The organism is Streptomyces sediminimaris (assembly GCF_047049295.1).
GTDB lineage: Bacteria > Actinomycetota > Actinomycetes > Streptomycetales > Streptomycetaceae > Streptomyces > Streptomyces sediminimaris.
On the sequence record NZ_JBJWOT010000001.1, the window covers coordinates 7,784,707 to 7,810,980 of the forward strand.

Annotated in this window: 27 protein-coding genes; 13 read left to right on the top strand and 14 right to left on the bottom strand. The window is 73.1% G+C overall.

Annotated elements, in window-relative coordinates; genetic code table 11:
- The first annotated feature begins 84 nt into the window (after nt 1-84).
- Nucleotides 85-912: a PP2C family protein-serine/threonine phosphatase gene (locus ACJ9NR_RS35650; protein WP_412492423.1), complete on the top strand. Its 828-nt coding sequence runs from the start codon at nt 85-87 to the stop codon at nt 910-912.
- 51 nt (nt 913-963) lie between these two features.
- Entirely contained in the window at nt 964-1,959 is a 996-nt protein-coding gene (locus ACJ9NR_RS35655; RefSeq protein WP_412492424.1) for an MASE1 domain-containing protein, read from the top strand.
- 18 nt (nt 1,960-1,977) lie between these two features.
- On the opposite strand, the gene ACJ9NR_RS35660 is transcribed toward ACJ9NR_RS35655, so the two are convergent.
- Complete coding sequence (locus ACJ9NR_RS35660) at nt 1,978-2,445, bottom strand: hypothetical protein (protein WP_412492956.1); 468 nt, start codon at nt 2,443-2,445, stop codon at nt 1,978-1,980.
- Nucleotides 2,446-2,612: 167 nt separating this feature from the next.
- Between ACJ9NR_RS35660 and ACJ9NR_RS35665 the strand changes: the two genes are divergently transcribed.
- Complete coding sequence (locus ACJ9NR_RS35665) at nt 2,613-3,026, top strand: SRPBCC family protein (RefSeq protein ID WP_412492425.1); 414 nt, start codon at nt 2,613-2,615, stop codon at nt 3,024-3,026.
- A 29-nt stretch (nt 3,027-3,055) separates the two neighbouring features.
- Here the strand turns inward: ACJ9NR_RS35665 and ACJ9NR_RS35670 are convergent, their stop codons facing one another.
- Genes ACJ9NR_RS35670 through ACJ9NR_RS35690 form a run of 5 tightly spaced genes read right to left on the bottom strand, consistent with a single transcriptional unit; the run spans nt 3,056 to nt 8,504 of the window.
- Nucleotides 3,056-4,525, bottom strand: a complete 1,470-nt coding sequence (locus ACJ9NR_RS35670) for an HAD-IA family hydrolase (RefSeq protein WP_412492426.1) — start codon at nt 4,523-4,525, stop codon at nt 3,056-3,058.
- Between the two features lie 48 nt (nt 4,526-4,573).
- Nucleotides 4,574-5,650, bottom strand: a complete 1,077-nt coding sequence (locus ACJ9NR_RS35675; protein WP_412492427.1) for an ABC transporter ATP-binding protein — start codon at nt 5,648-5,650, stop codon at nt 4,574-4,576.
- Between the two features lie 3 nt (nt 5,651-5,653).
- The gene (locus ACJ9NR_RS35680) at nt 5,654-6,472 is read right to left on the bottom strand and encodes an ABC transporter permease (RefSeq protein WP_412492428.1); all 819 of its coding nucleotides are present in this window, start codon (nt 6,470-6,472) and stop codon (nt 5,654-5,656) included.
- Nucleotides 6,457-7,356 carry an ABC transporter permease gene (locus ACJ9NR_RS35685; protein ID WP_412492429.1) on the bottom strand — a complete coding sequence of 300 codons (900 nt, stop codon included), beginning with the start codon at nt 7,354-7,356 and terminating at the stop codon, nt 6,457-6,459. Before ACJ9NR_RS35685 ends, ACJ9NR_RS35680 begins: the two co-directional genes overlap by 16 nt.
- The gene (locus ACJ9NR_RS35690) at nt 7,353-8,504 is read right to left on the bottom strand and encodes an ABC transporter substrate-binding protein (protein WP_412492430.1); all 1,152 of its coding nucleotides are present in this window, start codon (nt 8,502-8,504) and stop codon (nt 7,353-7,355) included. Before ACJ9NR_RS35690 ends, ACJ9NR_RS35685 begins: the two co-directional genes overlap by 4 nt.
- 211 nt (nt 8,505-8,715) lie before the next feature.
- Here ACJ9NR_RS35690 and ACJ9NR_RS35695 point away from each other — a divergent pair, with 211 nt between their 5' ends.
- Nucleotides 8,716-9,456 carry a GntR family transcriptional regulator gene (locus ACJ9NR_RS35695; protein ID WP_412492431.1) on the top strand — a complete coding sequence of 247 codons (741 nt, stop codon included), beginning with the start codon at nt 8,716-8,718 and terminating at the stop codon, nt 9,454-9,456.
- Between the two features lie 36 nt (nt 9,457-9,492).
- Here ACJ9NR_RS35695 and ACJ9NR_RS35700 read toward each other — a convergent pair whose 3' ends face one another.
- The gene (locus tag ACJ9NR_RS35700; RefSeq protein ID WP_412492432.1) at nt 9,493-10,227 is read right to left on the bottom strand and encodes an FAD binding domain-containing protein; all 735 of its coding nucleotides are present in this window, start codon (nt 10,225-10,227) and stop codon (nt 9,493-9,495) included.
- A gap of 199 nt (nt 10,228-10,426) precedes the next feature.
- Between ACJ9NR_RS35700 and ACJ9NR_RS35705 the strand changes: the two genes are divergently transcribed.
- Nucleotides 10,427-11,125 (top strand): dienelactone hydrolase family protein, encoded by a 699-nt coding sequence (locus ACJ9NR_RS35705; protein WP_412512752.1) that lies wholly within the window; start codon nt 10,427-10,429, stop codon nt 11,123-11,125.
- A 34-nt stretch (nt 11,126-11,159) separates the two neighbouring features.
- On the opposite strand, the gene ACJ9NR_RS35710 is transcribed toward ACJ9NR_RS35705, so the two are convergent.
- Nucleotides 11,160-12,368, bottom strand: a complete 1,209-nt coding sequence (locus tag ACJ9NR_RS35710) for a carbohydrate-binding protein (protein ID WP_412492434.1) — start codon at nt 12,366-12,368, stop codon at nt 11,160-11,162.
- A gap of 151 nt (nt 12,369-12,519) precedes the next feature.
- Nucleotides 12,520-12,861 carry a helix-turn-helix transcriptional regulator gene (locus ACJ9NR_RS35715; RefSeq protein WP_412492435.1) on the bottom strand — a complete coding sequence of 114 codons (342 nt, stop codon included), beginning with the start codon at nt 12,859-12,861 and terminating at the stop codon, nt 12,520-12,522.
- Nucleotides 12,862-13,085: 224 nt separating this feature from the next.
- Here ACJ9NR_RS35715 and ACJ9NR_RS35720 point away from each other — a divergent pair, with 224 nt between their 5' ends.
- Complete coding sequence (locus ACJ9NR_RS35720; protein ID WP_412492436.1) at nt 13,086-13,673, top strand: anti-sigma factor antagonist; 588 nt, start codon at nt 13,086-13,088, stop codon at nt 13,671-13,673.
- A gap of 366 nt (nt 13,674-14,039) precedes the next feature.
- Here the strand turns inward: ACJ9NR_RS35720 and ACJ9NR_RS35725 are convergent, their stop codons facing one another.
- The gene (locus ACJ9NR_RS35725; protein ID WP_412492437.1) at nt 14,040-15,044 is read right to left on the bottom strand and encodes a LacI family DNA-binding transcriptional regulator; all 1,005 of its coding nucleotides are present in this window, start codon (nt 15,042-15,044) and stop codon (nt 14,040-14,042) included.
- Nucleotides 15,045-15,437: 393 nt separating this feature from the next.
- Between ACJ9NR_RS35725 and ACJ9NR_RS35730 the strand changes: the two genes are divergently transcribed.
- Both ACJ9NR_RS35730 and ACJ9NR_RS35735 read left to right on the top strand, forming a co-directional pair.
- Nucleotides 15,438-16,373, top strand: coding sequence for an amidohydrolase family protein (locus ACJ9NR_RS35730; protein WP_412492438.1), 936 nt, complete (start codon nt 15,438-15,440; stop codon nt 16,371-16,373).
- A complete protein-coding gene (locus tag ACJ9NR_RS35735) occupies nt 16,370-16,870 on the top strand; it encodes a cysteine dioxygenase (RefSeq protein ID WP_412492439.1) in 501 nt (166 codons plus the stop codon). Before ACJ9NR_RS35730 ends, ACJ9NR_RS35735 begins: the two co-directional genes overlap by 4 nt.
- Nucleotides 16,871-16,961: 91 nt before the next feature.
- Here ACJ9NR_RS35735 and ACJ9NR_RS35740 read toward each other — a convergent pair whose 3' ends face one another.
- Nucleotides 16,962-17,384 (bottom strand): ATP-binding protein, encoded by a 423-nt coding sequence (locus ACJ9NR_RS35740; RefSeq protein WP_412492440.1) that lies wholly within the window; start codon nt 17,382-17,384, stop codon nt 16,962-16,964.
- A 329-nt stretch (nt 17,385-17,713) separates the two neighbouring features.
- Between ACJ9NR_RS35740 and ACJ9NR_RS35745 the strand changes: the two genes are divergently transcribed.
- Both ACJ9NR_RS35745 and ACJ9NR_RS35750 read left to right on the top strand, forming a co-directional pair.
- Nucleotides 17,714-18,799, top strand: a complete 1,086-nt coding sequence (locus ACJ9NR_RS35745) for a PP2C family protein-serine/threonine phosphatase (RefSeq protein ID WP_412492441.1) — start codon at nt 17,714-17,716, stop codon at nt 18,797-18,799.
- Between the two features lie 21 nt (nt 18,800-18,820).
- Nucleotides 18,821-19,255 carry an OsmC family protein gene (locus ACJ9NR_RS35750; protein WP_412492442.1) on the top strand — a complete coding sequence of 145 codons (435 nt, stop codon included), beginning with the start codon at nt 18,821-18,823 and terminating at the stop codon, nt 19,253-19,255.
- Between the two features lie 110 nt (nt 19,256-19,365).
- Here the strand turns inward: ACJ9NR_RS35750 and ACJ9NR_RS35755 are convergent, their stop codons facing one another.
- On the bottom strand, nt 19,366-20,298 hold the full coding sequence (locus ACJ9NR_RS35755; RefSeq protein ID WP_412492443.1) for a PfkB family carbohydrate kinase: 933 nt from the start codon (nt 20,296-20,298) through the stop codon (nt 19,366-19,368).
- A 146-nt stretch (nt 20,299-20,444) separates the two neighbouring features.
- Between ACJ9NR_RS35755 and ACJ9NR_RS35760 the strand changes: the two genes are divergently transcribed.
- On the top strand, nt 20,445-21,311 hold the full coding sequence (locus ACJ9NR_RS35760; protein ID WP_412492444.1) for a lysozyme: 867 nt from the start codon (nt 20,445-20,447) through the stop codon (nt 21,309-21,311).
- 66 nt (nt 21,312-21,377) lie between these two features.
- On the opposite strand, the gene pepN is transcribed toward ACJ9NR_RS35760, so the two are convergent.
- Entirely contained in the window at nt 21,378-23,813 is a 2,436-nt protein-coding gene (pepN, locus tag ACJ9NR_RS35765; protein WP_412492445.1) for an aminopeptidase N, read from the bottom strand.
- Nucleotides 23,814-24,103: 290 nt separating this feature from the next.
- On the opposite strand from pepN, the gene ACJ9NR_RS35770 reads away from it, so the two are divergent.
- Both ACJ9NR_RS35770 and ACJ9NR_RS35775 read left to right on the top strand, forming a co-directional pair.
- Entirely contained in the window at nt 24,104-24,523 is a 420-nt protein-coding gene (locus ACJ9NR_RS35770) for a YciI family protein (protein ID WP_412492446.1), read from the top strand.
- A 5-nt stretch (nt 24,524-24,528) separates the two neighbouring features.
- Entirely contained in the window at nt 24,529-25,674 is a 1,146-nt protein-coding gene (locus ACJ9NR_RS35775; protein ID WP_412492447.1) for an RNA polymerase sigma factor, read from the top strand.
- 127 nt (nt 25,675-25,801) lie between these two features.
- Here the strand turns inward: ACJ9NR_RS35775 and ACJ9NR_RS35780 are convergent, their stop codons facing one another.
- The gene (locus tag ACJ9NR_RS35780) at nt 25,802-26,266 is read right to left on the bottom strand and encodes an SRPBCC family protein (RefSeq protein ID WP_412492448.1); all 465 of its coding nucleotides are present in this window, start codon (nt 26,264-26,266) and stop codon (nt 25,802-25,804) included.
- Between the last annotated feature and the right edge of the window lie 8 nt (nt 26,267-26,274).

A 26,274-nucleotide genomic window follows, 5' to 3' on the forward strand; every position in this document is an offset into this window, starting at 1 on the left:
TTATGTCGCTATTATCGCTTCAAGAGCGTAATCATGCGTCTTGCCGTGAAGGGGTCCTGGCCCACGGCCCCGCCGGAGTGATCGATGTCCCTCGAGCGCGCAGAGCACGGCGACGAACTGCTCGCCAGACTCGGGTCGCTGACCGCGCAGGCACGCGAGCTCGCCGAGCTCCAGCGCTCCCAGGTCGAGCTGGCCCTCGCCCTGCAGCGCGGCATGCTGCCCCGGGGCATGCCGAGCGCGAGGGGCTTCCATCTCGCCGTCCGCTATGTGCCGGCCTGCCACGGCCTCAACGTGGGCGGCGACTGGTACGACGCCTTCGCCATGCCGGACGGCCGGATCGGACTGTCCATCGGCGACGTCCAGGGGCACAACATCGAGGCGGCGGCCTTCATGGGCCAGGTGCGCGTCGGCCTGCGCGCTCTCGCCTCCGTCACCGGCGACCCCGGCGAACTCCTCTCCCGGACCAACGACCTGCTCCTCACCCTCGGCAGCGACCTGTTCGCCACCTGCACCTTCATAAGGCTCGACCCGTCCACCGGCGTGCTGGAGAGCGCACGGGCCGGGCACGTGCCGCACATCTGGGCCACGGCGGACGGAGACTGCGGCATCGCCGAGGACGAGGGCGGGCCGCCCCTCGGTATCCAGGACCGGACGCGGTACCCGGTGACCCGGTACCGGCTCACCACGGGCGGCGTGTTCGTCCTGCTCACCGACGGCGTCGTCGAAGGACCGTCGCTGTCCGTCGACGACGGCCTGCAGCAGGTCGTACGGCTCGCGGGGATCGCCGCGGTCGCCGGCATGGAGGCCGACGCGCTCGCCGAGGGCGTGATGAAGGTGGCCGAAAGCGTCGGTCACGAGGACGACGCGGCGGTGCTGGTCGTGGGCCACGACGGGCCGGTCGTTCAGCCATAGGGCCGGACCCCGGCCCCGCTCGCCTCGCCGCCGGGGCGGCGCCGGTGTCTGATGGCAGCTGTGGTGGCTCTCCAGGACCTGAGGCGGCCGGCCGTCTTCGCCCTCCAGACGCCGGCCGTCGCCGCCTGCTACTACGCCGCCGGGCGGCTCGGACTGCTGCGGCAGCTCGTCGTCGAGCACGCCGTGGTCACACCCATCTGGCCGCCCACGGGTGTCGCCGTCGCCTGCCTGCTCCTGTTCGGGCTGCGCACCTGGCCCGGCATCGCCCTCGGCGCCCTGCTCGTCGTCATGTCCATCAGCTCCCTCCAGCCCGCCGTGATCGGCACCCTGGTGGGCAACACCGCGGCCCCCGTCTGCGCGTACCACCTGCTGCGCAGGGTCGGCTTCCGCACCGACCTGGCCCGGCTGCGCGACGGCTTCGCCCTCGTCTTCCTGGGGGCCTTCACGGCCACGCTGATCAGCGCGACCGCGGGCGCCGGCCTGCTGGTGCTGACCGGCAAGCTCGCCGCGGACGGCTTCTGGGTCGTCTGGTCGGCCTGGTGGGCCGGGGACGCGATGGGCGTCCTGATCGTCACTCCGGTGCTGCTGGTGCTCCACGGGGCGCGCGGTCGTCCGCCCGCCCTTCGGTGGAAGGAGGCCGCGGCCCTGGCCGCCGTCACCCTCGCCGTCGTGCCCTTCGCCAGCCGCACCGGCGTCAGCATGCTCTTCCTCGTCTACCCGCTGCTGATCTGGGCGGCACTGCGCTTCCAGCTCGCGGGCAGCATGCTGTGCGCCCTCTTCGCCTCCGTCATGGCCACCGTCGCCGCGACGGACCAGGTCGGACCGTTCGCGCGGCTGACCCGCATCGAAGTGATGATCAAGCTCCAGGCCTTCAACGGCGCCATGGCGCTGACCGCGCTGCTCCTCTCCGCGGTGATCACCGAGCAGCTCAACACCAGGCGCTCGGTGGAACAGGCCTGCCAGGAACTCGTCGAGGTCCTCGAACACCTCACGGCGGGGGAGGACCCACGGCCGCGGCCGCCGAGCAAGGCGGAGGGCCGCCGATGACGGCGGCCGCGGGAGAACTCAGTCCCACAGGGGATACGTCACCGTCTTCGCGAAGTGCTGCGGCCGGTGGCCCTCGTAGTTCAGGGTCATCCGGCTGTAGTGCGGCAGCCGGGGGTGCTTCTTCCAGGGCTTGACGTGGTCGAGCCGGACGGCGACCCGGTAGGAGTGGAACCGGCCCGCCGCGCAGTAGGGCTTGCAGTCGTTGACGACGTTGACGCCCTCGGCCCGCGCCGTGCGCGGACCCCACTGGGACCAGTGGAGCGAGACCAGCCGGCTGTTGCCGTCACCGCAGGCGAGCATGAAGGAGGCCGGGCGGACCTTCGCGTGCCACAGACAGTCCACCAGCACCGGGGAGCGGGCCTGCTGCCGGGCCTCGTGCGCGGCCGGCACCGCCGTCGGCCGGGCGGAGGAGGGCGCTCCCGCCGCCGTTGCCAGCGAGGCGGCGAACAGGACGGTCACCGCGGTCCTCAGTGCGTACCTGCGCATGGTGCTTCCCCCAGTCGTCACGTACCGACGCTACGACGCTACGACCGCCCGCGCGTATCCACCACTCGGACGGAGCAACTGATTCAAGCCCGGCGAAAAGGGCACGCGTCGCTGTGTACGAGACACGTCGAGGGACTGTGTACGAGACACGTCGAGGACGAAGAGCGATGACCGAATACGAGCGTTCCCGAGCCATGCCCGCGCTGCCCGAGCACGTCTTCGACCAGGCCGCGAACGTCGACCAACTGGAGAGCTGGCTGCCGAACGAACTGCACGTGCGGGCCGAGGACCCGCCCGCCGTCACCGTCCACGAGGACGGCGCGGACCACGACACGCCCGCCCTGCTGCGCCCCCGCCCGGACCAGATGCGGCTGGAATGGGGCACCCGCCACGACAGCGGGTACACCGGCTACCTCCAGGTGGCGGGCATCGACAACGGCACCAGCGAGGTCACCGTGCACCTGTCCTTCCTGGACGACGAGCACGACCCCGGGGAGAGGGCGGTGCGCGAAGCCCTCGACAGGAGCCTGCAGCGCCTGGAGGAACAGGTGCGCCTGCGGATGGAGAACGCGGCCGGCTGACCGGGCCCACGCCCGTACGGCGAGAGCCCTCAGCAGTGCACGGCGAAGGTCGTCAGGACGGCCGCGTGGTCCGACGGCCAGTCGTTGCCGGCCACGTCCGGCCAGTCGCGCGGGCTGCCGGTGACGACGGTGCGGGAGTCGACGACGTCCAGGCCGCGGCCGTTGTGCAGCACGTAGTCGATGCGGTCCTGCGGCTCCCGGCGGGAAGCGTCGCCCTCGTGCCAGGTGTGCACCGGCGACCAGGTGTGGCCCGGTGCGCGGTCCGGGTCGGGGTGCGCCTGCCGGTAGGAGTCGCGCAGCCCGGCCTCCTCGGCGGCCAGGGTCACGGGCCAGGGCACAGCGGGCCGGTCCAGGTGCGAGGGGCAGTTGAAGTCGCCGGTCAGGATCACCGGCGTGGCGGCGTCCGCGGATTCCGCGATCCATCGCAGGGCCTGCCGCATCTGCTCCAGCCGTACGCCCTCATGGGCGACGAGTTCCTCCGGCCCGAGCCCGTCGAAGTCCGCCTCGTAGGGACCGTAGGGCGTGTAGTGGAGATGGGCCGTCCACACGTCCACCTCCCGCGTGCCGCCGACGCGGACACGGGCGCCCGCCGCGCCGTAGAAGCCGGTCTCCGGGTCGCCGAGGCGGGCCGTGATGGGGTGGCGGCTGATGATGCCGAGGTTCTCGCCGGCCCGGTGGTGGTACCAGCCGAGCGCGTCGGCGAGCTCCGCGGCCGCCGTGCCGGCCGTCTCCTGCAGGCCCACGACGTCGGCCCCGGTGTCGAGGATGACCTTGAGCTGCTTGGCCCGGTGGTCGTCGACCCTCGTGCCGCCGTACCAGAGGTTCCAGCTCATGACGCGCAGCCGGGACGGCTCCAGCAGGGAGCGCAGCCGGTCGGGGGTCACTTCCTCCAGGCTGTGCACGACCGTGCGCCCCGGCGCCGGACGGATGGGGGCGAGCGACGGCACCGCCAGTACCGCGCAGCCGGCGGCCTCCGCGGAGCTGACACCGGTGGGGGTGTCCTCGACGGCCACGCAGTGGGCGGGGTCGACGCCGAGCGCGCGGCAGGCGGCGAGGTAGGGATCGGGGGCGGGCTTGGTGTGCGCCGTGTCGTCGGCGGTGACGCAGACCTGGAAGCGGTCGGTGCCGAGCACGGTCAGGACGTCGTCGGTGACCGTGCGGGGGGAGGCGGTGACCAGGGCGGTCGGCACGCCTTCGCGGGCGAGGGCGTCGAGGAGGGCGATCGCGCCGGGGCGCGGTGCGACGCCGGTGCGGACGCGGTCGGTGAACTCGCGGTGCAGCCGGCGAGCCAGCGGCTCGGCCGGCTCGGCCGTGAGCCGGCCCAGCCAGGCGGCGGTGTGCCCGACGGACCTGCCGAGCACCTCCGGCCGGTCGGCCCCGGTCAGCGGCCGCCCGAGATCCGACGCGACGTCGTGCACCGCCTCCCACCACAGGCGCTCGGTGTCGACGAGCGTGCCGTCCATGTCGAACAGGACGGCCCGCAGCGGGGGTCGGGTCACGGTCTCTTCCTTCGTGTGGGGGGTGTCAGGCGGGACTGGTCGGGCGGGTCACGCCAGGCGTTCGGCGACCAGCACCGGCCGCTCGGGCAGCGACACCCGGACGGCCGCTCCGGCGCTCAGCGCGGCGGCCTCGTGCGTGGGCAGGTCGGCCTTCACCGCGGTGCCGTCGGCCAGGCGCACGGTCAGGCGGGTGGCCGAGCCGAGGAACGCCGTGGCGGTCACCCGGGCGTCGCCGGTGTCGTCCGCGGTGAGCCGCACGGCCTCGGGCCGTACCAGCACGTCGACCTCGGCCGCCGCGGGCAGGGTGCCCTCGGCGGGCAGCCGCAGGCCGAGGACGTCCACGGTCGTGCCGGACAGCCGGCCGGGGATCCGGCTCATCGTGCCGACGAACTCCGCGACGAACGCGGTGGCCGGACGCCCGTACAACTCGGCCGGCCCGGCGCACTGTTCGAGCCGTCCGGCCCGCATCACGGCGACCCGGTCGGCGACGGACAGGGCCTCCTCCTGGTCGTGCGTGACGAACAGCGTGGTGATGCCGAGCTCCTGCTGGAGCCGGCGGATCTCCTCGCGCAGCGTGAGCCGTACCTTGGCGTCCAGCGCGGACAGCGGCTCGTCCAGCAGCAGGACGCGGGGGCGCAGCGCGAGGGCGCGGGCGAGCGCGATGCGCTGCTGCTGGCCGCCGGAGAGCTGGTGCGGGAACCGGTCGCCCCTGTCCGCGAGTCCGACCAGCTCCAGCAACCCGGCCGCGCGCGCCCGGCGCTCGGCCGCGCCCACCTTGCGCATCCGCAGGCCGAAGGCGACGTTGTCGAGTGCGTTCAGATGCGGGAAGAGACTGTACGACTGGAAGACCATCCCGGCGTCACGGCGGTGGGCCGGCACCCGGGTGACGTCCGCACCGTCGACCAGCACCTCGCCGGAGTCGGGGTGCTCGAACCCGGCGAGCATCCGCAGCGCGGTGGTCTTCCCGCAGCCGGACGGGCCGAGCAGCGCCAGGAACTCACCGGGCCGCACCGTCAGGTCGAGTCCGTCGAGGGCGACCGTCGCCCCGAACTGCCGTCGCAGGGCGCGGAATTCGACCGTGGCGGCCTTGTCGACGGATGTCTTCTCAAGTGTGGTGGCGGTCATCATTCATCCCCGGGACGAAGCGGTACGGTTGCGCCCGCCGACACCGGCGAGCGCGAGGAGCAGGGCCCATGTGACGAGCAGGCTCAGCACGGACACGGCGACGGACAACTGGGCCTGCGAGCCGCCGACGCTGTAGATCCACACCGCGAACGGCTGGAAGCCGAGCAGCTGGGCCACGGTGAACTCGCCGAGGACCAGCGCGAGGGTGAGGAAGGCCGCGTTGAGCAGCGCCCCGCGCAGATTGGGCAGCACGGCCCGCAGCAGGGCCTGCGGCCAGGGGGCACCGCAGCTGCGGGCGGCCTCGACGAGCGTACGCACGTCCACGGCGCGCAGCCCGGAGTCCAGGGCCCGGTGGACGAACGGCAGCGCCATCACGACGTACGCGAGGACGAGCACGAACGGGAAGTCCGGGTTCTGCACGGCCACGAAGGTCTCGAACAGCGGAGTGCGGGAGAGGTACTCCGGGCCCCACTTCAGCACCGTGGAGATCCCGGCGACGAAGGCGATCGGGGGCACGACCAGCGGCAGCGAGCACACCACGTCCACCACCGGCCGCAGCCGGGGCGCGCCGAGCCGGAGCGCGACCATGGCGGGCACCATCAGCAGCAGGACCAGTGCGATGGTCGCGGCGGCGAGTTCGAGGGACAGCAGCAGACTGGAGCCGAAGCCGGCGGTGGAGACGATCTCGCGGTACGCGTCGAAGGTGACGCCCCGGCCCGGCACGTCGACGGTGAACACCACGGACGCGGCGAGCGGGACGAGGAAGTAGACGGCGGCCAGGCCCAGGACGAGCCACCGCCACGGGTTCAGGCGTCGAGCCATCGCGCGCTCCGTCGTTGCAGGGGCAGATACACGGCCATGACCAGGCCCGCGACCAGGACCATGTCGAGGCTGAGGGCGAGCGCGACGTTCTCCTGGCCGACCAGCACGTTGCCGGAGATGGCGTCGGCGATCTGCAGGGTGACCAGCGGGACCGAACTGCCCACCATGGCGGTGGCGGTGGCGTACGCGGCGAACGCGCTGCCGAAGAGCAGCACAAGGCCGCCGAGCAGCGACGGCAGCAGCACGGGCAGGGCGACGTGCCGCCAGTACTGCACGGTGGTCGCCCCGTTGTTCTGCGCCGCCTCGCGCCACTGCGCGCGCAGGCCTTCCAGGGCCGGGGTGATGGTGAGGACCATCAGCGGGACGAGGAAGTACAGGTAGACGATGACCAGGCCCCAGAAGCTGTAGAGGTCCCAGCCCTTGTCGGTGAGGCCCAGGTGCCGGGTCAGGACACCGGCGTTGCCCAGCGTGGCCACGAACGCGAAGGCCAGCGGGACGCCGCCGAAGTTGGCGAGCACCCCGGAGGCGGTGAGCACGGCCTCGCGCAGCGCCCGGAGCCGGGAGGTGACCACGACCTGCGCGAGCGGCAGCCCGAGCACGGCCGCGATGCCGGCCGACACCGCGGACAGCCTGACGCTGCCGAGCAGCGCGGTGAGGTACGCGCCGCGCAGGGAGGCGGTCAGGTTCGCCGCGCTGTACGAACCGGCGCCCGTGGCCGGGTCCTTGACCGTGAAGGCGCCGTCGAGCATGGCGATCGCCGGGACCCCGAAGGCGACCGCGGTGAACACGAGCAGCGGTACGACGGCGAGCCAGCCGCGGGTGCGGCGCCGCCGCCTCGGGGAAGCGGCGGTCACCACGTCGGCCCGCGTGAGCGTGGCCGTCATCCGGAGACGGCCTTCGCCCAGCCCTGCGAGATGACCGTCTTGGCCTTGCTCTGCTGGGCCTCGCTCGGGAAGGAGGGCGTGCCGGAGACCTCGGGGAGCTTGGCGGCCGCGGCCTTGTCGAGCGTGCCGGCCTTGTCCATGGCCGTCATCAGGGCCGGACGGGCGTAGCCCTTCAGCCACAGGTTCTGGCCCTCGGCGCTGTACAGGTACTCCTGCCACAGGCGGGCGGCCGCCGGGTGCGGGGCGTCCTTGTTGACCGCCTGGGAGTAGTACTGCGAGAACTTGCCGTCGCTCGGCACCGACACCTTCCAGTCGACACCCTTGGACTTGAACTCGTCGGCGTAACCGGCGTTGAGGTAGTCCCAGTCGATGCTGATCGGCGTCTCGCCCTTCTCGACGGTCGCCGGAGTCGACTCCACGGGCGTGTAGTTGCCGTTCTTCTTCAGCTTGGCGAAGAAGTCCAGGCCGGGCTGGATGTCGTCGAACGAGCCGCCGCTCGCGAGCGCCGCCGCGTAGACGCCGCCGAAGGCCGAACCCGACTTGGTGGGGTTGCCGTTGAGCGCGACCTGACCCTTGTACCGCGGCTTGAGCAGATCGGCGAAGGTGGCCGGGCAGGTCTTCACGCGCTTGGCGTCGCAGCCGATGGAGATGTAGCCGCCGTAGTCGTTGTACCAGCGGGCCCGCGGGTCCTTCTGCGCGGTCGGGATGCCGGCGAAGGAGGCCACCTTGTACGGCGCGAGCAGGCCCTGCTGGGCGGCGCTGAGCGCGAACGAGCTGCCGAGGTCCAGGACGTCCGGGGCGCGGTCCTGGCCCTGGCGGGAGGTCACGGCGTTGATCTCGTCCTGGCTGGAGCCGTCGGGGTTCTCCACCTGGACCTTGATGCCGTATTTCCTGGTGAAGCCGTCGATGAGGGCGCCGTAGTTCGCCCAGTCCCGGGGCAGCGCGATGGCGTGCAGCGTGCCCTCCTTCTTGGCGGCCTTCACCAGGGCGTCGAGCCCGCCGAAGTCGGCCGCGGAGGTGGCCGTGGCGGCGCTCTTGCCGTCGGCGGTGGTCGACGCGTTGTCGGGAGCGGCGCCGCAGGCGCTCAGGGCGAGCGCGGCGACGACGGCGAGGGAGCCGCTCACTGCGACGGTTCTCGGCTGGGACACGGTGACTCCAGAAAGGGGTGCAGGGGACGCGCGAGGGTGAGAACTTGTCTGAACAAGTTGGCCTCAGTAATACGGCCCGCGGTATCGCCTCGGTAAACTGTGGCGAAATCTTTACCCCCGATTCCCTGCACAATCGGGGATGAGTGCGAGCATCGCGGGCTCTCGTCTAGGGTGATCACGCTGTGCACAGATGTCGACTCGGAGGGGAACGGTGCGGACGCGACACGAGGAGATCGCCGACGAACTGCGGCGGGCGATCGACCGCGAGGCATACGTGGTCGGCAGCAGGCTGCCCTCCGAGGCCGAGCTCGCCGCCCGCTACGGCGTCTCGCGTGGCACCGTCCGCCAGGCCGTCGCCGCGCTGACGGCCGAGGGACTGATCGGCTCCCGGCAGGGCGCCCGCCGGGTCGTGCTGGCCAGCCGCCGCAGTCAGAGCTTCGCCGAGCTGCGCAGCTTCGCCCAGTGGGCGCGGGCCATGGGCCGGGAGGCGACCGGGCACGTGGTGGCGCAGGAGTACCTGCCGGCCGGCGCGCAGGACGCCACCCGGCTCCAGCTGCGCGAGGGGACACCGGTGCTGCACGTCCTGCGCGTCCGCGGCCTGGACGGCGAACCGGTCCTGCTCGAGCGCACCGTCTACGCCGACTGGATCTCGCCCGCGGTCGAGGACCTCGACCCGGACGCCGCGTCCGTGACCCAACTGCTGTACGACAGCACGGGCCTGGTCTTCGCCTACGGCGAGCACGTCATCGACGCGGTCGCGGCCGGCGCCCGGGACGCCGAGCTGCTCGGCATCCGCCGCACGAGCCCCCTGCTCCGCGTCCGACGCGTCACCACCACCCGCGAAGGGCGCCCGGTGGAGTGGTCGGACGACCGCTACCGTTCGGACGCGGTGAGCTTCAGCGTGCACAACTCGATGGACAACAACGCGCTGGCGCGCAAGACGGCCGAGTGAGCGGCGCACCTGAACTCCGTGGCGCCGCGCCGCCGTTCAGCGCCGCGGAGGCCGGCCGACCGGACGGCTCAGCAGCTCGGTGACGTGCTCGCGCACGACCTGCCAGGCCGCGGAGTGGACCGTGCCGATCGACGTGGCCCCCAGGGCGCCGATCGCCTCGTCGCTGCCCGTGCCGCAGGGAACGTCGTCGAAGAGCACGTCGTAGCCGTCGCGGACCGCGACGTGCAGGCGGCCGTGGCCGTCGTCACCGGTGTGCACCGCGGCGGCGACGACGAACGGCGGCGGACCGCCCGCCTCGGCGGGCAGCTTGCGGTAGCCGCTGGTGACGGGCTCGCGCCAGCGCAGGCGGAGCAGCAGATGGTGCTTGGCCAGCAGCTCGGCGAGGTCGGTCTCGAAGACCCGGTCGCGGTCGAGCACCGTCGCCCGGGCACCCAGCACCAGCGCGGCGGGCAGCAGGCAGCGCAGCGTGCTGCCCACGATGTTGCCGCCGACGGTGGCCGTCCGGCGTACGGCTCCCGTGCCCACCGAGGCGGCGGCGCGGTGCAGCACCTCGGGCACGCGGTCGTCGATACGGCCCAGCACCACGGCGGCGCCCAGCGTCTCGCCCGCGATCACGTTGGCCTCCGGCACATGGCGCAGCGACATGGCCCGCTCGGGAAACCCGTCGCGTTGCCAGCCGGCCCAGATCAGCGTGGCCCCGCCGACGGGGACGGCTCCCTCGGCGACGCATTCCTGTGCTTCGGACACGGACTCGGGCAGACGTAGCAGCACGGGAGCGGACCTGCTTTCTCGACGGCTTGGAGCTGAGGCGCGCGCCTCCGGGGCGGGAGGCCGCGGACACGGCGCATTTTCCTCAGCTGCGTGGAGGCGCGTACAGGGCTCACTGATCTACGACGTGCGCCCCCGCGGTGTCCGCCGCCCGGAACCCCCGGGGGATGATGGGGGCCCGGATGAGAGGGGTGCCGTACCGGTGGGACATGCCGAAGCAGTGCAGCGGAGCGAGTCCGCGCTGATCGTGCGGCAGGCGCCGCGTGGAGCGGCGTCGGCGGCGATCATCACCCTGCACGGTGGCGCGGAGCTCAGTCACCGGGCGGCGCGCCCCTGGCAACTGGCCGCGCTTCGCATGCACCCGGTCCTGCGGGCCGCCGCGGCGGCCGCGCCCCGGGACGTCGTGCGCGGCCAGGTCCGCTACCGCTACCGCGGCTGGAACGACGGCGATCCCGCCGCCGACGCGCTACGGGCGCTCGACGAACTGCGGCGACGGGCGGGAGACGTGCCCACGGTCCTCGTGGGGCACTCGATGGGAGGCAGAGCGGCGCTGCGCTGTGCCTCCCACCCGCTCGTGCGGGGTGTGCTGGCGCTGGCTCCGTGGTGTCCGCCGCAGGACTCCGCCCGCCACCTCGACGGCGTGCGCCTGATGGTGCTGCACGGTGACCGCGACCACGTGACCCCTCCCGCCGAGTCGGCGGACTATGTGCGCAGGGCCCGCGAGGCGGGGGCGGAGGCCGGCATGGTCGTGGTCGGGGGCGGAGATCACGCCATGCTCCGGCGCGTCCGTGACTGGCACCGCGCCACGGCCGAGATCGTCGTCCAGATGCTGCGGGCGGCCCCGGACGCCGAGGGGCTGACGGCTCGGGCCTGCGCGGCGGAGGGTGCCGTCCACCTGTAGGGGCGAACGGCACCGCGGGTCCGTCGACCAGGCGTCAGCACGCCCCCTCGTCCTGCCAGGGACCCCAGTCGGTGGCGGCCGGCGCCTCGTTCTGGGTCCACCACTTGGCCTTCCAGTTGTGCTTGTTGTACGACACCTCGTCACCGGCGGTGTACACCGCGCTCGAACTCCAGGCGCCCTTGCAGGAGGTGGGCGTCGGCGTGGGCGTGGGGGTGGGGGGCGAGGTGGGCGGCGTGGCGCCCGCGAACTTCACCGAGTACTTCGCGAAGTCCCAGGAGTTCTGCGCCACGCTGGAGCACGTGCCGGACGTACGGCCGCCGTTGTCCGGCGGGCTGCACTGGCGGTCGCGGTTGAGCGACCAGAAGGTGAACCGGTCCATGTTGTGGCTGGTGGCGTAGTCGAGCACCGTCTGGAAGTCCGCCTGCGTGAAGATCTCGCCGCTGTCGCTGCGCCCGTTCATGCCGGAGAAACCCTCGTGGGCGTAGGCCGTCGCCTGGTCCCAGCCGAACGTCGACTGGAGGATGGAGTTGAAGTTGGTGAGGGCGCTGGTCTGCGAGGCCGCGCCGTTGAAGCCGCCGTCGAACGGCATGATGGAGAAGTTGTTGGGCGTGAAGCCCTGCGACTTCGCCTCCAGCAGCATCTGCTTGCCGAACCAGCCGGTGCCGTCGGCGGTGCCGGCCGTCGTGACGGAGACGTACAGGCCCGGGTTGTTCTGCTGGAGGATCTTGGCGGCGCCGATCTCGTTCTTGATCGCCGCGGTGTTCTCGTACTCCGGCTCCTCCAGGTCGAAGTCGATCGCGTGCAGCCCGTACTTGGTGATGACCTGCTGGTACGCCGCCGCCGTGGCCGCCGCGTCCGAGCACACCTGGCCCAGCTTGGTGCCTCCGTAGCCGCCGATGGAGACGGACACGTCGCCGCCCTTGCCGCGGATGGTGTCGATGACGGACTGCACGGCGGTGTCCGAGGAGACGGCGGCGGTGCCGCCCCAAGTGGGTGAGCAGCCACCGCCGTTGGGGGCGAGGATGAAGGCGAGCTGGAAGGCCTTGAGGCCGGTGGCGTCCATGATGGCGGCCGGGTCCGGCGGATCGTTGTCCAGCGGCATCAGATAGGGAGCCGCCGCGTACCAGCGGTTGCCGAGCGCGCTGGTCGCGCCCGAGGCATGTCCTGCCATCAGTGCTGTGGTGCCCGCCGCGGTGAGTCCAACTGCGGCTGCCGCGCCCAGACATGCGCGAAGACGTCTCACGGTGTGCCTCCGGTGAGGTGGGGGAGTGCCTCAGCTTCCTGCGGTACCGTGACGGACGTCCATGGGTTGGACTAGACCAAAGACCATTTTGGTCTGGACCATAGAATTCTTTTACCTTTGCATGCGTGTGCGGCCCGCGAACGCGCCCGGATCACACCTGATCGCGGGCTTCGGCGTCCGGGGCGGCGTGCGACGACTCGTGGCGCACGAGGACCGCCAGCAGTTCGGCGACGGTGGCCGGGGCGTCCGCCGGGTGGCGCAGGATGGTGCCGGAGGTGATCCGGTAGACGTTGGAGCGGCCCTCCCGGACGTGGGTGAGGTAACCGCCCTCTTCGAGGTCGGCGATGATCTTCTGGACGGCCCGCTCGGTGAGCCGGCAGCGGGCGGCTATGTCGCGGACGCGTGTGGTGTGGTCCTGGGCGATGGTGGCCAGCACCCGGGAGTGATTGGTCAAGAAGGTCCATCCTGCATGCGGTTCCGGCGCTCGCTCCATGCGATCCAGCATAGATACGCCGTTTCACGTATTGCAAAGGATGTTTTTGTTTTCGTGTATTGGTTGACGTGAAACGGGGGTGGGACGAAGCTGAGAAGTAGTCGTGAAGGCGGTACGTGCGGGAGTCATCAATGTCCCACCACGCGATTCTTCCCCCGGACGAGGGGGCCTGCTCCGGCTGCGGCACCGCGTTCCGGCGAGCGCGGGTCCCGAAACCGGTGACGGTGAGTGTCGACACGGTCGGCGACCGGCTCGTCGTCCGCGTCTCCGGTGAACTGGACCTGGACAGCGACCAGTTGCTGGAGAAGGCGCTGAGTGACGCGCTCGATCGGGCCACCGGGGGGCTGGAACTGGATCTCGCGGGCGTGGACTTCTGCGACTGCTCCGCCCTCAACGTCCTGCTGGAGGCCTGTCACCGCGCCCGCGAGACGCGCAAGAGCCTCGTGCTGTCCGCCAGCAGTCCGGCGGTCAGCCGCCTGCTCGCCCTCTCCGGCACCCTCACGCTCTTCGCGGCCGGGCCCGCCGAGCCGGACCCGGCCGAGGGCGACCTCGCGGCGGAGAACGCGCGGATGCACCGGGCCGTGAGGCGTCACGTCGGCATCGACCTGGCGCGGGGCGTCCTCATGGCGTCGTTCCGCCTGAGCGCCGAGCAGTCCTGGCGGGTCCTGGTGAGCGCCTCCCGGCACAGCCGCTCCGAACTGCACGTGATCGCCGACGCCCTGCTGGGGACCGCTCGGGGTGAGGCCCTGCCCGAGTCCCTGGCCGGCCATGTTGCCGCCGCGGTACGGGAGCACGGCGGCCCCGACGCCTGAGCGCCCGCTGGACGTGCCGCGATGTGCCGCCCGGCGTGTGCCGCCCGGCGTGTGCCGCCCGGCGTGTGCCGTCAGCCGTGTGGCGTCGGGCGTGTGGCGCCTGGTGTGTGGCGTCGGCGGTGTGCCGCCTGGCGTGTGGCGTCGGGCGTGTGGCGCCTGGTGTGTGGCGTCGGGCGTCCGCAGCGCCGTCGCCTCCGGGCGCGCAGTGCCCGGCGCCTTCGCGATGTGCTGCTGAATCGCCGCACCCGCTGCCCGCCGGACCGGGGTCGCCGATAACCTCGCTCGGGCTGTCGCCGATCGCGGCGCAACGGGTGAACGGGTGCGCGACGGTCATGCTGCGAAGGTCCATCGGCGGTTCCCGGGGGTTCAGGCGCGCACGGTGGACCCGCGCTCCCGCATCCGCGGCGCGCACAGCACCCGTTTCCTGCGCACCCGCTTGCCCTCGATGGCCGCGACGGTCAGCCGCGCCGCCTCCGCCGCGATCTCGCTCAGCCCCCAGTCCACGGTGGTGAGCGGCGGCGTCAGTACCCGCGACACCGGGTGGTCGTCGAAGCCGACCACGGACACGTCCCGGCCCACCTCCAGCGCGTCCTCCGCGGCTGCCGCGTACACGCCGTAGGCGAGGGAGTCCGAGAAGCAGAACACCGCGGTCGGCGAGTGCGCGCTCTGCAGAACACCTCGTGCCACCGCCGTCGCCTCGCTCAACTCCTGCGGGCAGGGGACCAGTTCGACCCGGAGTCCGAGCCGGTCGGCCGCCTCGCCCACGTACACGTCGGCCGGCCGGTCCGGCGTACTGGGCCGGGTCGGGGTCAGCACGGTCACCCGGCGGTGCCCGAGTGCGTGCAGGTAGTCCAGTACGGCGTCGATGCCGGCCCGGTTGTCGAAGATGACCTGGCCGGCCGTCCGCGCCCGGCTCAGCGAGTCGCCGACGGCCACCACCGGCAACGCGTCCGCGACGGCGGCCCAGCCCTCCGCCGAGGGGTCGACGGGGGAGACCAGGAGGGCGTCCACGCGCTGGTCGCGCAACTGCTTGGCGAGCACGAGCTCACGGTCGGGGTCGCCGCCCGCGTCCAGGATCAGCGCGTAGCGGTCGCCGGCCAGCAGTTCCCGGCCGATGGCGGCCATCAGCTGCTGCAGCCACAGGTCCCGCAGGTCCCCCGCGAGGACGCCGACCATGCTGGTACGGCCGCTGGCGAGGGCGCGGGCGATGGGATCGGCCTCGTAGCCGAGTTCGGCCGCGGCCCTGCGCACCCGTTGCTCGGTCTCCTTGGAGACGTGCTTGCCGCGCAGTGCGTAGGAGACGGCTGCGGTGGAGAGGCCCGTGGCCTCGGCCACCTCCCGGAGGGTGGTGCGCTTGTTGGGCCTGGCCATGCCGGGAAGCCTACCCGGGTGCGGGGGCCCCGGGGGCGCACGGCCCGCTGAACGCCCCCGCGCGAGCGGGCTGATACGGCGCCCGGCTCCCGGCAGGAACCCGCCCGGCTCCCGGCAGGAACCCGCCCGGCTCCCGGCAGGATCCCGCCCGGCTCCCGGCAGGATCCCGCCCGGCTCCCGGCAGGATCCCGCCCGGCTCCCGGCAGGATCCCGCCCGGCTCCCGGCAGGAACCCGCCCGGCTCCCGCCCGGCTTCCGCCGGGCTCCCGACCGGATCGGTGCCGGGCCCTTGACAGCAGCTCTTGTTAAGCGGTTAAGTTAACCGCGTAAGTGAAACGGTTAACAACATCCTGTCGACCGTCCGGCACTTGCCCGTCCCCGAGGAACGTCCCGCGTGTCCACCGACGTCCACCAGCACATCTGGCCACCCGCCCTCGTCGAGCTGCTGCGCTCGCGCACCGCGCCCCCGCGCCTGGACGGCTGGACCCTGCACCTGGCCGGCGAGCCGCCCTACCGCGTCGACCCGGCCGACCACGACATCGCCGCCCGCACCCGCCTCGCCGCCGCCGACGGACTCGACCTGGCCCTGGTGTCCCTCTCCGGCCCCCTCGGCATCGAGCACCTGCCGCCCACCGAGGCAGCCGAGCTCCTGTCCGCGTTCCACGACGGCGCCCTCGCCCTCCCGGCCCCCTTCGGCGTGTGGGCCTCCTGCTGCCTGTCCGAACCGGACCCCGGCGCCGTGGAACGCGAACTCCGCCGCGGCTGCGCCGGCCTGCAACTCCCCGCCACGGCACTCCTCGACGCGGAGGGCTGGGAGCGCTGCGCTCCCCTCCTCGACGTCCTCGTGCGCCACGACAAGCCGCTCTTCGTCCATCCGGGCGCCGCCCCGCCCGCCCCCGGCACCCCGCCGTGGTGGCCCGCCCTGGTGCCGTACGTGCAGCAGCTGCACGCGTCCTGGTTCGCCTTCCGCGCCTGCGGCCGCGCCCGCCACCCGCGCCTGCGTGTCTGCTTCGCCGCGCTCGCGGGCCTCGCCCCGCTGCACGGCGAACGGCTCGCCGCCCGCGGCGGCGGCCGCGGCGAGATCGACTTCGACGTCTTCTACGACACCTCCTCCTACGGCACCCGGGCCGTCGACGCCCTCGTCCGGGACGCGGGCATCGACGTCGTCGTCAGCGGCAGCGACCGCCCCTACGCGCCCCTCGTCGTCCCCGACCTCGGCGCGGACGCCGCCGTCCACGCCCTGCGCACCGCCAACCCCGCCCGCCTGCTGCACGGCCGCGCCCCCGCCGTGCCCCATGCCGGACGCAGTCGAGAAAGGAGCCACTCATGACGTACGAGTCCCTGCCCGACCGGATCCTCGACAAGCGCGAACTCCAGGCGCTCGTCACCGATCTGGCCGCCCGCCCGGACCTGTGGCGGGCCCACGTGGCCTTCTCCGACAGCAAGCGGCACTACGCGTCCCTGCACCGCGACGCCTACGTCGACGTCTGGCTGCTGTGCTGGACCCGGCAGAACGACACCGGCTGGCACGACCACGACACCTCCGCGGGCGCCGTCACCGTCGTCCAGGGCGAACTCGACGAGTCCACGCCGCGCATCGGCGGCCGCCACTGCTCCGTCACCTTCCGTGCGGGAGAGTCCTTCTGCTTCGGGCCCGAGCACATCCACCGGCTCACCGGCGCGAGCGACGACGCCGTGTCGATCCACGCCTACTCGCCGCCGCTGTGGCGCCTTGGACAGTACGACATCTCCGCCGACGGCCTGATGCGCCGCCTGTCCGTGTCGTACGCGGACGAACTGCGGCCCCTGGAGACGCCGGCCGCCTGACCGCGAGGCGCGCGCGGACGTTCGGCGGCCCTGGGGGCGTGTTTCGAAAGTCCCGCCTGCCCTGCGGGCGGACGACGCTGCTTTCGAAACCCTAGGACGGCAGGGCGAGTACCGCGCGCACCCGTTTGCCGCCCCCGGTCACCGCCGCGACGTCCAGACGCTGCGCCAGGCAGCGCACCAGGGCCAGTCCGCGCCCGTGCTCGCCGTCCGCCGTGAACGGCCGTACGCGCGGCGGGAGCGGGCTGTGGTCGTAGACCTCGACCGTCACCCGCTTGCGGGACACGTGCAGCCTGAGCCGGCAGGTGCTGCGGCCGTGCTGGGTGGCGTTGGCGACCAGTTCGGACACGACGAGCTTCACGTCGTCGATCTGCCCCGGTCCCGTCCCCGTCCGGACACGGGAGCGGGCGAGGAACTTCGAGGTGAGCCCTCGCGCCCGGCCCGCCGACGCGGCCTCGTCGAGCAGCAGGTACTCCACTCGCTCGGAACGCCCATGGGTACGCCTGTGCGTACGCATGGCGGATCACATCCCCTCCTGGACACCCGGTTCCCCGCGGTCGGTCCGCCCACCGGGGGCCGCTGCGTCTCGCGCGGCCGGTCCTGCCCACTGCTGATGCCCTGTGCCCTTGATCGGCAACCCTTGACGCCCCTCTCCGCCGGGAACGGGCGGGGCGCGGGCCGGGAACAGGCCGGGAACGGGTCGGGAAATGTCAGCCCTGGGACTCAATTGGGTAAAGATCCAGGCCGCCTTCGCGGACCACCTGGCACTCTGTGGAGTGTCCGAGGGTGAAAGAGGGGCCCCTGCGGAAGGCGGCTCCCGGGTGCCGGGTCACCGAGGAGCACGTCATGGCCGCACAGAAGCCGCAGCGCGGCCGGGCGCTGCTCTGGCTGCCCGCCGCGGTGATGGCGGTGGTCGCGGTCGCGGACATCGTCTCCGGGCCCGGGGTGGGGTTCCTGCCGCTGGCGTCGCTCGGCCCGGCCTTCGCCGGACTGGTCGGCGGTTGGCGGCGCACGGCGTGGTTCGGCCTCGCCGCTCTGCTGCTGTGCGTGGCACTCGGCCTGTACGACGGGCTGTTCCAGGAGCGCCGCGGCTTCCTGGCGATGGTGTCGGTGGTGGGGGTGACCTGCGCGGGCGTCGCCGCCGCCGTGATGCGCGGACGCCAGGAGGCCGAACTCGCCAGCGTGCGCTCGATCGCGGAGGTCGCCCAGCGCGTGCTGCTGCGGCCGGTCCCGCTGACGGCAGGGCCGCTGCAGGCGGCGGTGTCGTACACCTCGGCCGTCGCGGAGGCCAGGATCGGCGGCGACCTGTACGAGGTGGTCGCCTCACCGCACGGCGTGCGGATGATCGTCGGGGACGTGCAGGGCAAGGGGCTGGCCGCGGTCGAGACGGCCGCGGTGGTGCTCGGCGCGTTCCGCGAGGCCGCACACGACGAGCCCGACCTGGTCGGCCTGGGCGAGCGCCTGGAGCGCAGCGTGGCCCGCGAGCTGGAGGGGGAGAAGTTCGTCACCGCGGTCCTCGCCGAGGTCGGTGCGCGGCACGAGGCCGTCTTCCTCAACTACGGCCACCCGCCGCCGATGCTCGTGCGTGAGGACGGCACCGCCCACTTCCCGCAGCCGCCGGCCTACGCGCCGCCCCTCGGGCTGGGGCTGCACTCGGAAGGCAGTCCCAAGCCGTTCGCCGCCGGATTCGCGCCGGGCGAGCAGCTGCTGCTGTACACCGACGGCGTGAGCGAGGCCCGCGACCGGCACGGCGAGTTCTACCCGCTCGGCGACCGGGCCGGCCTGCTGAAGGACTCCGACGCCCGCAGCGCCCTGGACGCCCTGCGTGAGGACCTGGTCCGGTACACCGCGGGCCCGCCCCACGACGACGCGGCGATGCTCCTGCTGCGCTATCACCGGCACACGCCCGGCGAACGGGCCGGGGGCCGGTGACGTGGCGTTAGGGTCGTCGCCATGACCGAAGACTCCCTGCGCTCCGTCACCGTCGAGCGATCCGGCACCGGACACTTCGTCGCCACGAACGCGCGCGGCGGCACGATCCGCTTCGGCGGCGGTTCCGCACCGGATTCCGAGTTCACCCCGGTCGAGCTGCTGCTCGCCGCGATCGGCGGCTGCACGGCGGTCGACGTCGACGTCGCCACCAGCCGGCACGCCGAGCCCGCCGGCTTCACCGTCAAGGTGACCGGCACCAAGGTCGGCGACGACCTCGGCAACCGGATGACCGACCTCGCGGTCACCTTCACCGTCGTCTTCCCCGGCGGCGAGGGAGGCGACCGCGCCCGGGCGATCCTCCCCCGGGCGGTCAAGGCCTCCCACGACCGGCTCTGCACGGTCAGCCGCACCATCGAGATCGGCACGCCCGTGACGGCGACCGTGCAGGACACCTGACGGAACGGCAGCTCCGGGGCGCGTGCCGGTGGCCCGCGCCCGTTCCCGGCCGCGGCGGCGGGAGCGGGGCGTGCCGCCGGTCGGGAGCCGGGGGCCGGGCGCGTGCGGTGTCACCTCTCGCGTCCGGGTCCGGGCCAGGCGCCGTCCCCCTCCCGCATCCACGCCCGGGTGCCGAACGAGGCGCACGCCCGAGCGGCCACCGCGGCCGCGCCGCGGAGCGCTCCGGCGAAGCCTTCCGGCGTGAGCCGGCCCCCGACGGCGGCCAGGTGACGGGCGAGGGCACCGTGCAGGACGTCGCCCGCCCCCAGCGTGTCCGCCACCCGCACCGCGGGCACCTCCACGGTGCCGCCGCCGTCGGGGCCCGCCCAGACGATGGGCCGGCCCCCGCGGCTCACGGCCGACCACACGACCCCGTGCCGGCGCAGGAACCGCAGGGTGTCCGCCACGGTGCGCACACCGGGCGGGTGGAAGTCGGCCGAGCAGACGACCACGTCGATCAGCGGCAGCAGCTCCCGCGTGCCGGCCTTCCAGCTGCCCGCGTCCAGGACGGTCACCCGTCCGGCCGCACGTGCCGCCCGGGCCGCGGCCAGCGCCAGCTCCATGTGATGGCCGTCGAACTCGACGACGTCGCAGGCCGCCACCAACGCGTCGAGGGTGTCGGGCGGGGTGAGCCGGTGGCCGGAGGCGTTCGTGGAGGCGACGGCGCGTTCCCCGCTGGAGGCGGTCACCAGAATGGAGGACACGGCGGGCGGCTCGGGCGAGCCGGCCGCCAGATCCGTCACGGTCACCCCGAGCCGGTCGAGGTCCGCCGTGGCCGCGCGGCCCAGGGGATGGCAACCGACCGCCGTGAGCAACCTGGCCGCGCCACCCAAGTGGCTGAACGCGGCGGCGGCGTTGGCCGCCGGGCCGCCCGCGGCGACGACCTGTTCACGGGCCGTCAGCTTCTCGTCGGCGGCCGGTACGCGGTCCACGAGCTGGATGACGTCCAGGGTGCACAGGCCGACGAACAGCCCTTCGGGACGTCCTCTCCTCGCCGGCTCCACCCGCCAGCACCTCCTCCCGCCCGGACCCGCGGCCAGTGTACGAAGCGCCGGAAAGGGCGGCGGGCCGCCGGAAGAACACCGCGTCGGCGCCGGAACGCCTTCGTTGGGCGGTACTTGACGTGCGGTGCGAAACATCCCGGGTTCAGATGGAACACGTGCGAAGCTCCATATCTCCCCAGTACGGCCGCCCACGACGGCGTCTCGTCGCCGCCCTGGCCGGCCTCCTCCTCTGCCTGTCCGGACTGCCGGCCACGCTCGCGGCAGCCGATGACCTCACACCCCCGGGGCCCGGCCCCGCCCCCAAGCGCGGCAGCGCCTACATGGGCATCGGGGTCCGCGCCCACGAGGACGGCGGCACCGTGCCCGAGGCCACCCCGGCCCTGCGCGTGACCCGTGCCGAGGGCGTCGACGTCGCCAGCTACCAGGGCGACGTCGCCTGGCCCACCCTCTGGAGCAGCGGCGTCAGATGGGCCTACACGAAGGCCACGGAGGGGACGTACTACACCAACCCCTACTTCACCCAGCAGTACAACGGCCCCTACGGCGTCGGCATGGTCCGGGGTGCCTACCACTTCGCCACACCCGACACCGCCGGCGGCACCGCACAGGCCGACTACTTCCTCGCCCACGGCGGCGGCTGGTCCGCCGACGGCAGGACGCTGCCCGGCGCGCTCGACATCGAGTGGAACCCCTACGGCGACGCCTGCTACGGCATGTCCAAGAGCCAGATGGTCACCTGGATCGGCGACTTCCTGAAGCGCTACAAGGCCCGCACCCACCGCGACGCCGTCATCTACACGGCCACGGCCTGGTGGTCCGACTGCACGGGCAACTACAAGGGATTCGGCGCCAACCCCCTCTGGATCGCCCGCTACGCCTCCTCGGCGGGGACGCTCCCGGCGGGCTGGAAGTCGTACACCATGTGGCAGTACACCTCCTCCGGACCGCACGTCGGCGACCACGACCGCTTCCACGACACCGCGGACAAGCTCCGCGAGTTCGCGCTCGGCTGAAGGCACGCCCGGCCCGCCGTGCCGCCGGCGCCGACGGTCCCCGGGCCGGCCGTCCCCGCCGCCCGATCAGGCGGTACGGCTCCGGGAGCGAAGCATCCGGCGGACGACGTCCGAACGCTCCAGGAGCGTCTTGCGGACCACCGGAGCGGCCTCCCCGGCGGCGCGCCGGGCGGCGTCGATGTAGGAATCGTCGACGGCGTGCGGTGGGAAGAGGCGGTTCGTGAAGACCATCGCCGGGATCATGCCGCCCCGGTCCAGGCCGGGGATCGCGCCCAGGTAGCGCTGGGCGTACGGAGCCAGGACCGCCTCCTGGGCGGGACGCCAGAAGGCCGCCGCCACCTGGCCGACCGCGTGCACGGGGACGGCGCGCTCGACGGCGACCCGCTGCCAGACCTCCGCCTTGGCCTCGGCGTCGGGCCGGGCGGCGCGTACGGTGAGGGCGCGCACCCAGGCGTCGGGGTCCGGGTCGCGTTCGAGCAGCCGGGCCGTCTCGGCGGCGACGTCGCCGCCGAGCTCCGCCTCACGGACCAGTGCGCGCCAGCGCAGGTCGACGTCGTCGCCCGCCTGTCCGCGCAACCAGGCCAGGTCGTCCGCCGTGGTCGCGGTGCGGGCCAGCCCGCGCAGCGCGACCTGCCGGCGGCCCGGGTCGGCGGCCAGACGGCGGCAGGCGGCCGCCACCGCCGCGGTCAGGGCGGGGCGTTCGCCGGGCGGCGCCCACAGCTCGGCGATGTCCGAGGCCAGCGTCAGATACGGCTCGATCACCGCGTCGGACGTCTCGCCCGCCAGGATCCCGGTGACACAGCGGCCGGCCTCCGCCGCCGACGCCTCACCGGTGGTCAGCATGTCCCAGACGGTGGCCGCGGCCACCCCTCGTGAGATGGCCGTGGGCAGCTGTGCCGCCGTGGCGAGCAGCGTGTCCCTCGTGGCGGGGTCGGGGCGGGCGGTGGCGAAGGTGAGGTCGTCGTCGTTGATCAGCAGGACCTCCGCGGCGGCCGGGATCCCGGTGAGTTCGGTACGGTCCCGGGTCACCTCCACGCGCACCAGCGCCGTACGCTTCAGCCCCTCGCCGTCGCGACGGTAGGCACCCACCGCGAGCACCTGCGGACGCGGGGTGCCGGCGGCGACCAGGGTGACCCGCTCGCCGTCGCGCTCGACCGTGAAGCGATCGGTGCCGGCCGTCGCGAGCCAGGCCGCACGCCAGCTGTCCAGGTCCCGCCCACTGGCCTTGGCGAGGGCGTCGATGAGGTCCTGCAGCGTGGTGTTGCCCCACGCGTGACGGGCGAAGTAGGCGGCCATGCCCGCCCGGAAGTGCTCTTCGCCCACGTACGTCATGAGCTGCTGGAGGACGGAGGCACCCTTGGGATAGGTGATGTTGTCGAAGATCGACGCGGCCTGCGCGACGTCGTGGACGGGCTGGTGGATGGGGTGCGACGCCGGGCCCCGGTCGGCCAGGTAGGCCTTGAGCTTGTCGCCGACCAGATGGCCCGCCCAGGCGTCGGTGTACCGGGTGGCGCCCTCGGCGGCCCAGTGGCAGGCGAACTCCGCGAACGCCTCGTTCAGCCAGAGATCGTCCCACCAGCGCATGGTGACGATGTTGCCGAACCACATGTGCGCCATCTCGTGCAGCAGCACCACGGCCAGCAGCTCACGCTCGGCGTGCGTCGGAGCGGCCCGCCGCAGGAAGCCGTCCGACCAGGTCACACAGCCGTAGTTCTCCATCGCGCCGCCGAACTCCGGCATGAACACCTGGTCGTACTTGCGCTGCGGGAACGGCATCGCGAAGGCCTCGCCGTAGAAGGCCAGACCCTGGCGGGTCAGGGTGAAGATCTCCTCGGCGTCCCGTTCGAGGACCTCCGCGAGGGACCGGCGGGCGTAGAGGCCGAGGTCGTGCCCGTCGGCCTCGCGGCGCAGTTCGTGCAAGGGGCCCGCGTTGACCACGGTGTTGTACACGGCCAGCGGCGGGGTGTCGGGGAAGACCCAGCGGCGGGCCGCGCCCCGCTCCTCCACGCGCGCGTCACCGGAATTGCTCGTGACGGTCCACGCGGACGGGGCCGTGACGGTGAAGGCGTGCGGGGCCTTGAGGTCGGGCTGGTCGAAACACGCCCACACGTACCGGGCCTGGTCCGGCTCGAAGCTCATCCACACGTAGACCTCGCCGTCCGCGGGATCGACGGCCGTGTGCACCCCCTCGCCGGTCGCGGTGTCGGCCTGCACGCTCTCCACGCGCAGCACGTTGTGCGCGGCCAGGCCGGGCAGCGGGATGCGGCCGTCGCCGGTGGGGGAGACCGGCGTGCCGTTGAGGGTCGCGCCGACCACCTGTGCCGCGCAGTCCACGAAGGTCTCCGCGCCCGGCTCGCGGCAGGTGAACGTCACGGTGGAGACGCAGCGGACCTCGGGGCCGTCGGGCAGGGCGGTGAGGTCGATGTCCACGTCGTAGCGCTCGACGGCCAGCAGCGCGGCCCGGCGCTCGGCCTCGGCGCGGGTCAGGCTTCGGATCCCCATGCGTTCTCCCTCTCCGGACGGCGGGCGCAAGCGTATGACGGAGTGGGGCGGGGAGCGCAGGGATTTTTCCGGGTCCTCAGGTCTGACGGTCCGAGGTCCGAGGTCCACGGCCGCAGCGCCGTCGTGGCCGGTCGCGCAGTTCCCCGTACCCCCCGGGGCGCCGTCGAACCGCTGTGGACTCCGCCCGACCCGAAAAGGACCGCGGTGGCGATGTCGAGAACCGCCGACCTGCTCCGTCCCCGGGGTGAACGCCACCACAATGGGGCGCACCAGCACCGAGGAGAGACACGATGGCCAAGTACCTGCTGCTCAAGCACTACCGGGGCGCTCCCGCGGCGGTCAACGACGTGCCGATGGACCAGTGGACGCCGGAGGAGATCTCGGCGCACGTGAAGTACATGAACGACTTCGCGGCCCGGCTCGAGGAGACCGGCGAGTTCGTCGACAGCCAGGCGCTCGCCCCCGAGGGCACGTTCGTACGGTACGACGGCGAGGGGCGTCCGCCGGTCACCGACGGCCCGTTCGCCGAGACCAAGGACCTCATCGCGGGCTGGATGGTGATCGACGTCGACAGCCACGAGCGGGCCCTCGAACTGGCCGCGGAACTGTCGGCCGCCCCCGGGGCGGGCGGCAAGCCGATCCACGAGTGGCTCGAACTGCGCCCGTTCCTGGGCGCGTCGCACACCGTCATGGAGTGTCCCTGCACGTGACGCCGATGAACGAGACTCTGCTCCGCGGCCTCACACCCGGTGTGCTCGCCGTCCTCGTCCGCCGCGGAGCCGACTTCGCCGCGGCCGAGGACGCCGTGCAGGACGCGCTGGTCGAGGCGCTGCGCGCCTGGCCGGCCGACCCGCCGCGCGACCCCAAGGGCTGGCTCATCACCGTGGCCTGGCGCAAGTTCCTCGACGCGACCCGGGCGGAGTCCGCCCGCCGCAGACGCGAGGACCGCGTCGACGAGGAACCGGCGCCCGGCCCCGCCTCCGGTGTGGACGACACGCTCCAGCTCTACTTCCTGTGCGCCCACCCTTCCCTGACCCCGTCGTCCGCGGTGGCGCTCACGCTGCGCGCGGTGGGCGGGCTGACCACCCGCCAGATCGCCCGGGCCTACCTGGTGCCCGAGGCGACCATGGCGCAACGGATCAGCCGGGCCAAGCGCACCGTCTCCGGTGTGCGGTTCGACCGGCCCGGCGACGTCGCCACCGTGCTGCGCGTCCTCTACCTCGTCTTCAACGAGGGCTACTCGGGCGACGTCGACCTCGCCGCCGAGGCCATCCGGCTCACCCGGCAGCTCGCCGCGGCCATCGATCACCCCGAGGTGGCGGGGCTGCTCGCCCTCATGCTGCTCCACCACGCCCGGCGTGCCGCCCGGACCGCGTCCGACGGCAGCCTCGTGCCGCTCGCCGAGCAGGACCGCGGCCGGTGGGACACCGAGGCGATCGCGGAGGGTGTCGTGATCCTGCAGGCCGCCCTCGCCCGCGACCGGCTGGGCGAGTTCCAGGCGCAGGCCGCCATCGCCGCGCTGCACGCCGACGCGCCCACCGCCGAGGAGACCGACTGGGTGCAGATCGTCGAGTGGTACGACGAGCTCGTCCGGCTGACCGACAGCCCGGTCGTCCGTCTCAACCGCGCGGTCGCCGTCGGAGAGGCCGACGGACCACGCGCGGGACTCGCCGCGCTGGCCGAGCTGGACGCCTCATTGCCTCGCCACACGGCGGTCGCGGCACACCTCCACGAGCGCGACGGAGACCTGGACACGGCGGCACGGCTGTACGCCGAGGCGGCCCACAAGGCGCTCAACCTCGCCGAACGCGACCACCTCACCCGTCAGGCGGCCCGGCTCAACTCGCGGCGCGGCCACTGACGCGACCGCCCCCGGAATGCCGGAAGGACCGGCGCGCCGCCCCGCGGCCTCCGTCCGGGCAGAGGGGGCACGTCTGCCTGACGCGCCAGCACGCGCGGTGTCGTGACCGTCCCGGCGCGTGCGGCAGTCAGGAGCCGGCGGCGGACTCGCGGCGGGCCAACTCGGCGGCCAGGCGCCGCATGACCGTGCGGTTGGCGCGCCGCATCACCGCCCGTACGACGGGCGCCAGCAGCCGGTCGGCGACCGGGGCGCGCTCCCAGGCGTAGGTGAACGAGACGTGGCTGCCGCCGGTCGGCAGCGGCTCGACGGTGTAGGTGCCGTGGGCCAGGCGCCGGCCGGCCGCGCTGACGTTGCGCTCGACGATGCGCCGTGGAGCGTCGGCCTCGACCACCTCGATGGCCACGTCGGTCCTGGTGCCGCCCAGTGCGGCGGTGACCGTGGCGCGCGAGCCGACGCCGCGGTCGGGGCCGCCGTGGCGCCAGTCGGTCAGGTAGTGGTCGGTGAACGACTCGTGGTGAGCCATGACATCGAGGAAGTCGTAGACCTGCTCGGGCGTCTGCGGCACGTCGGCCGACACGGTGACAGGCTTCATGTACCACA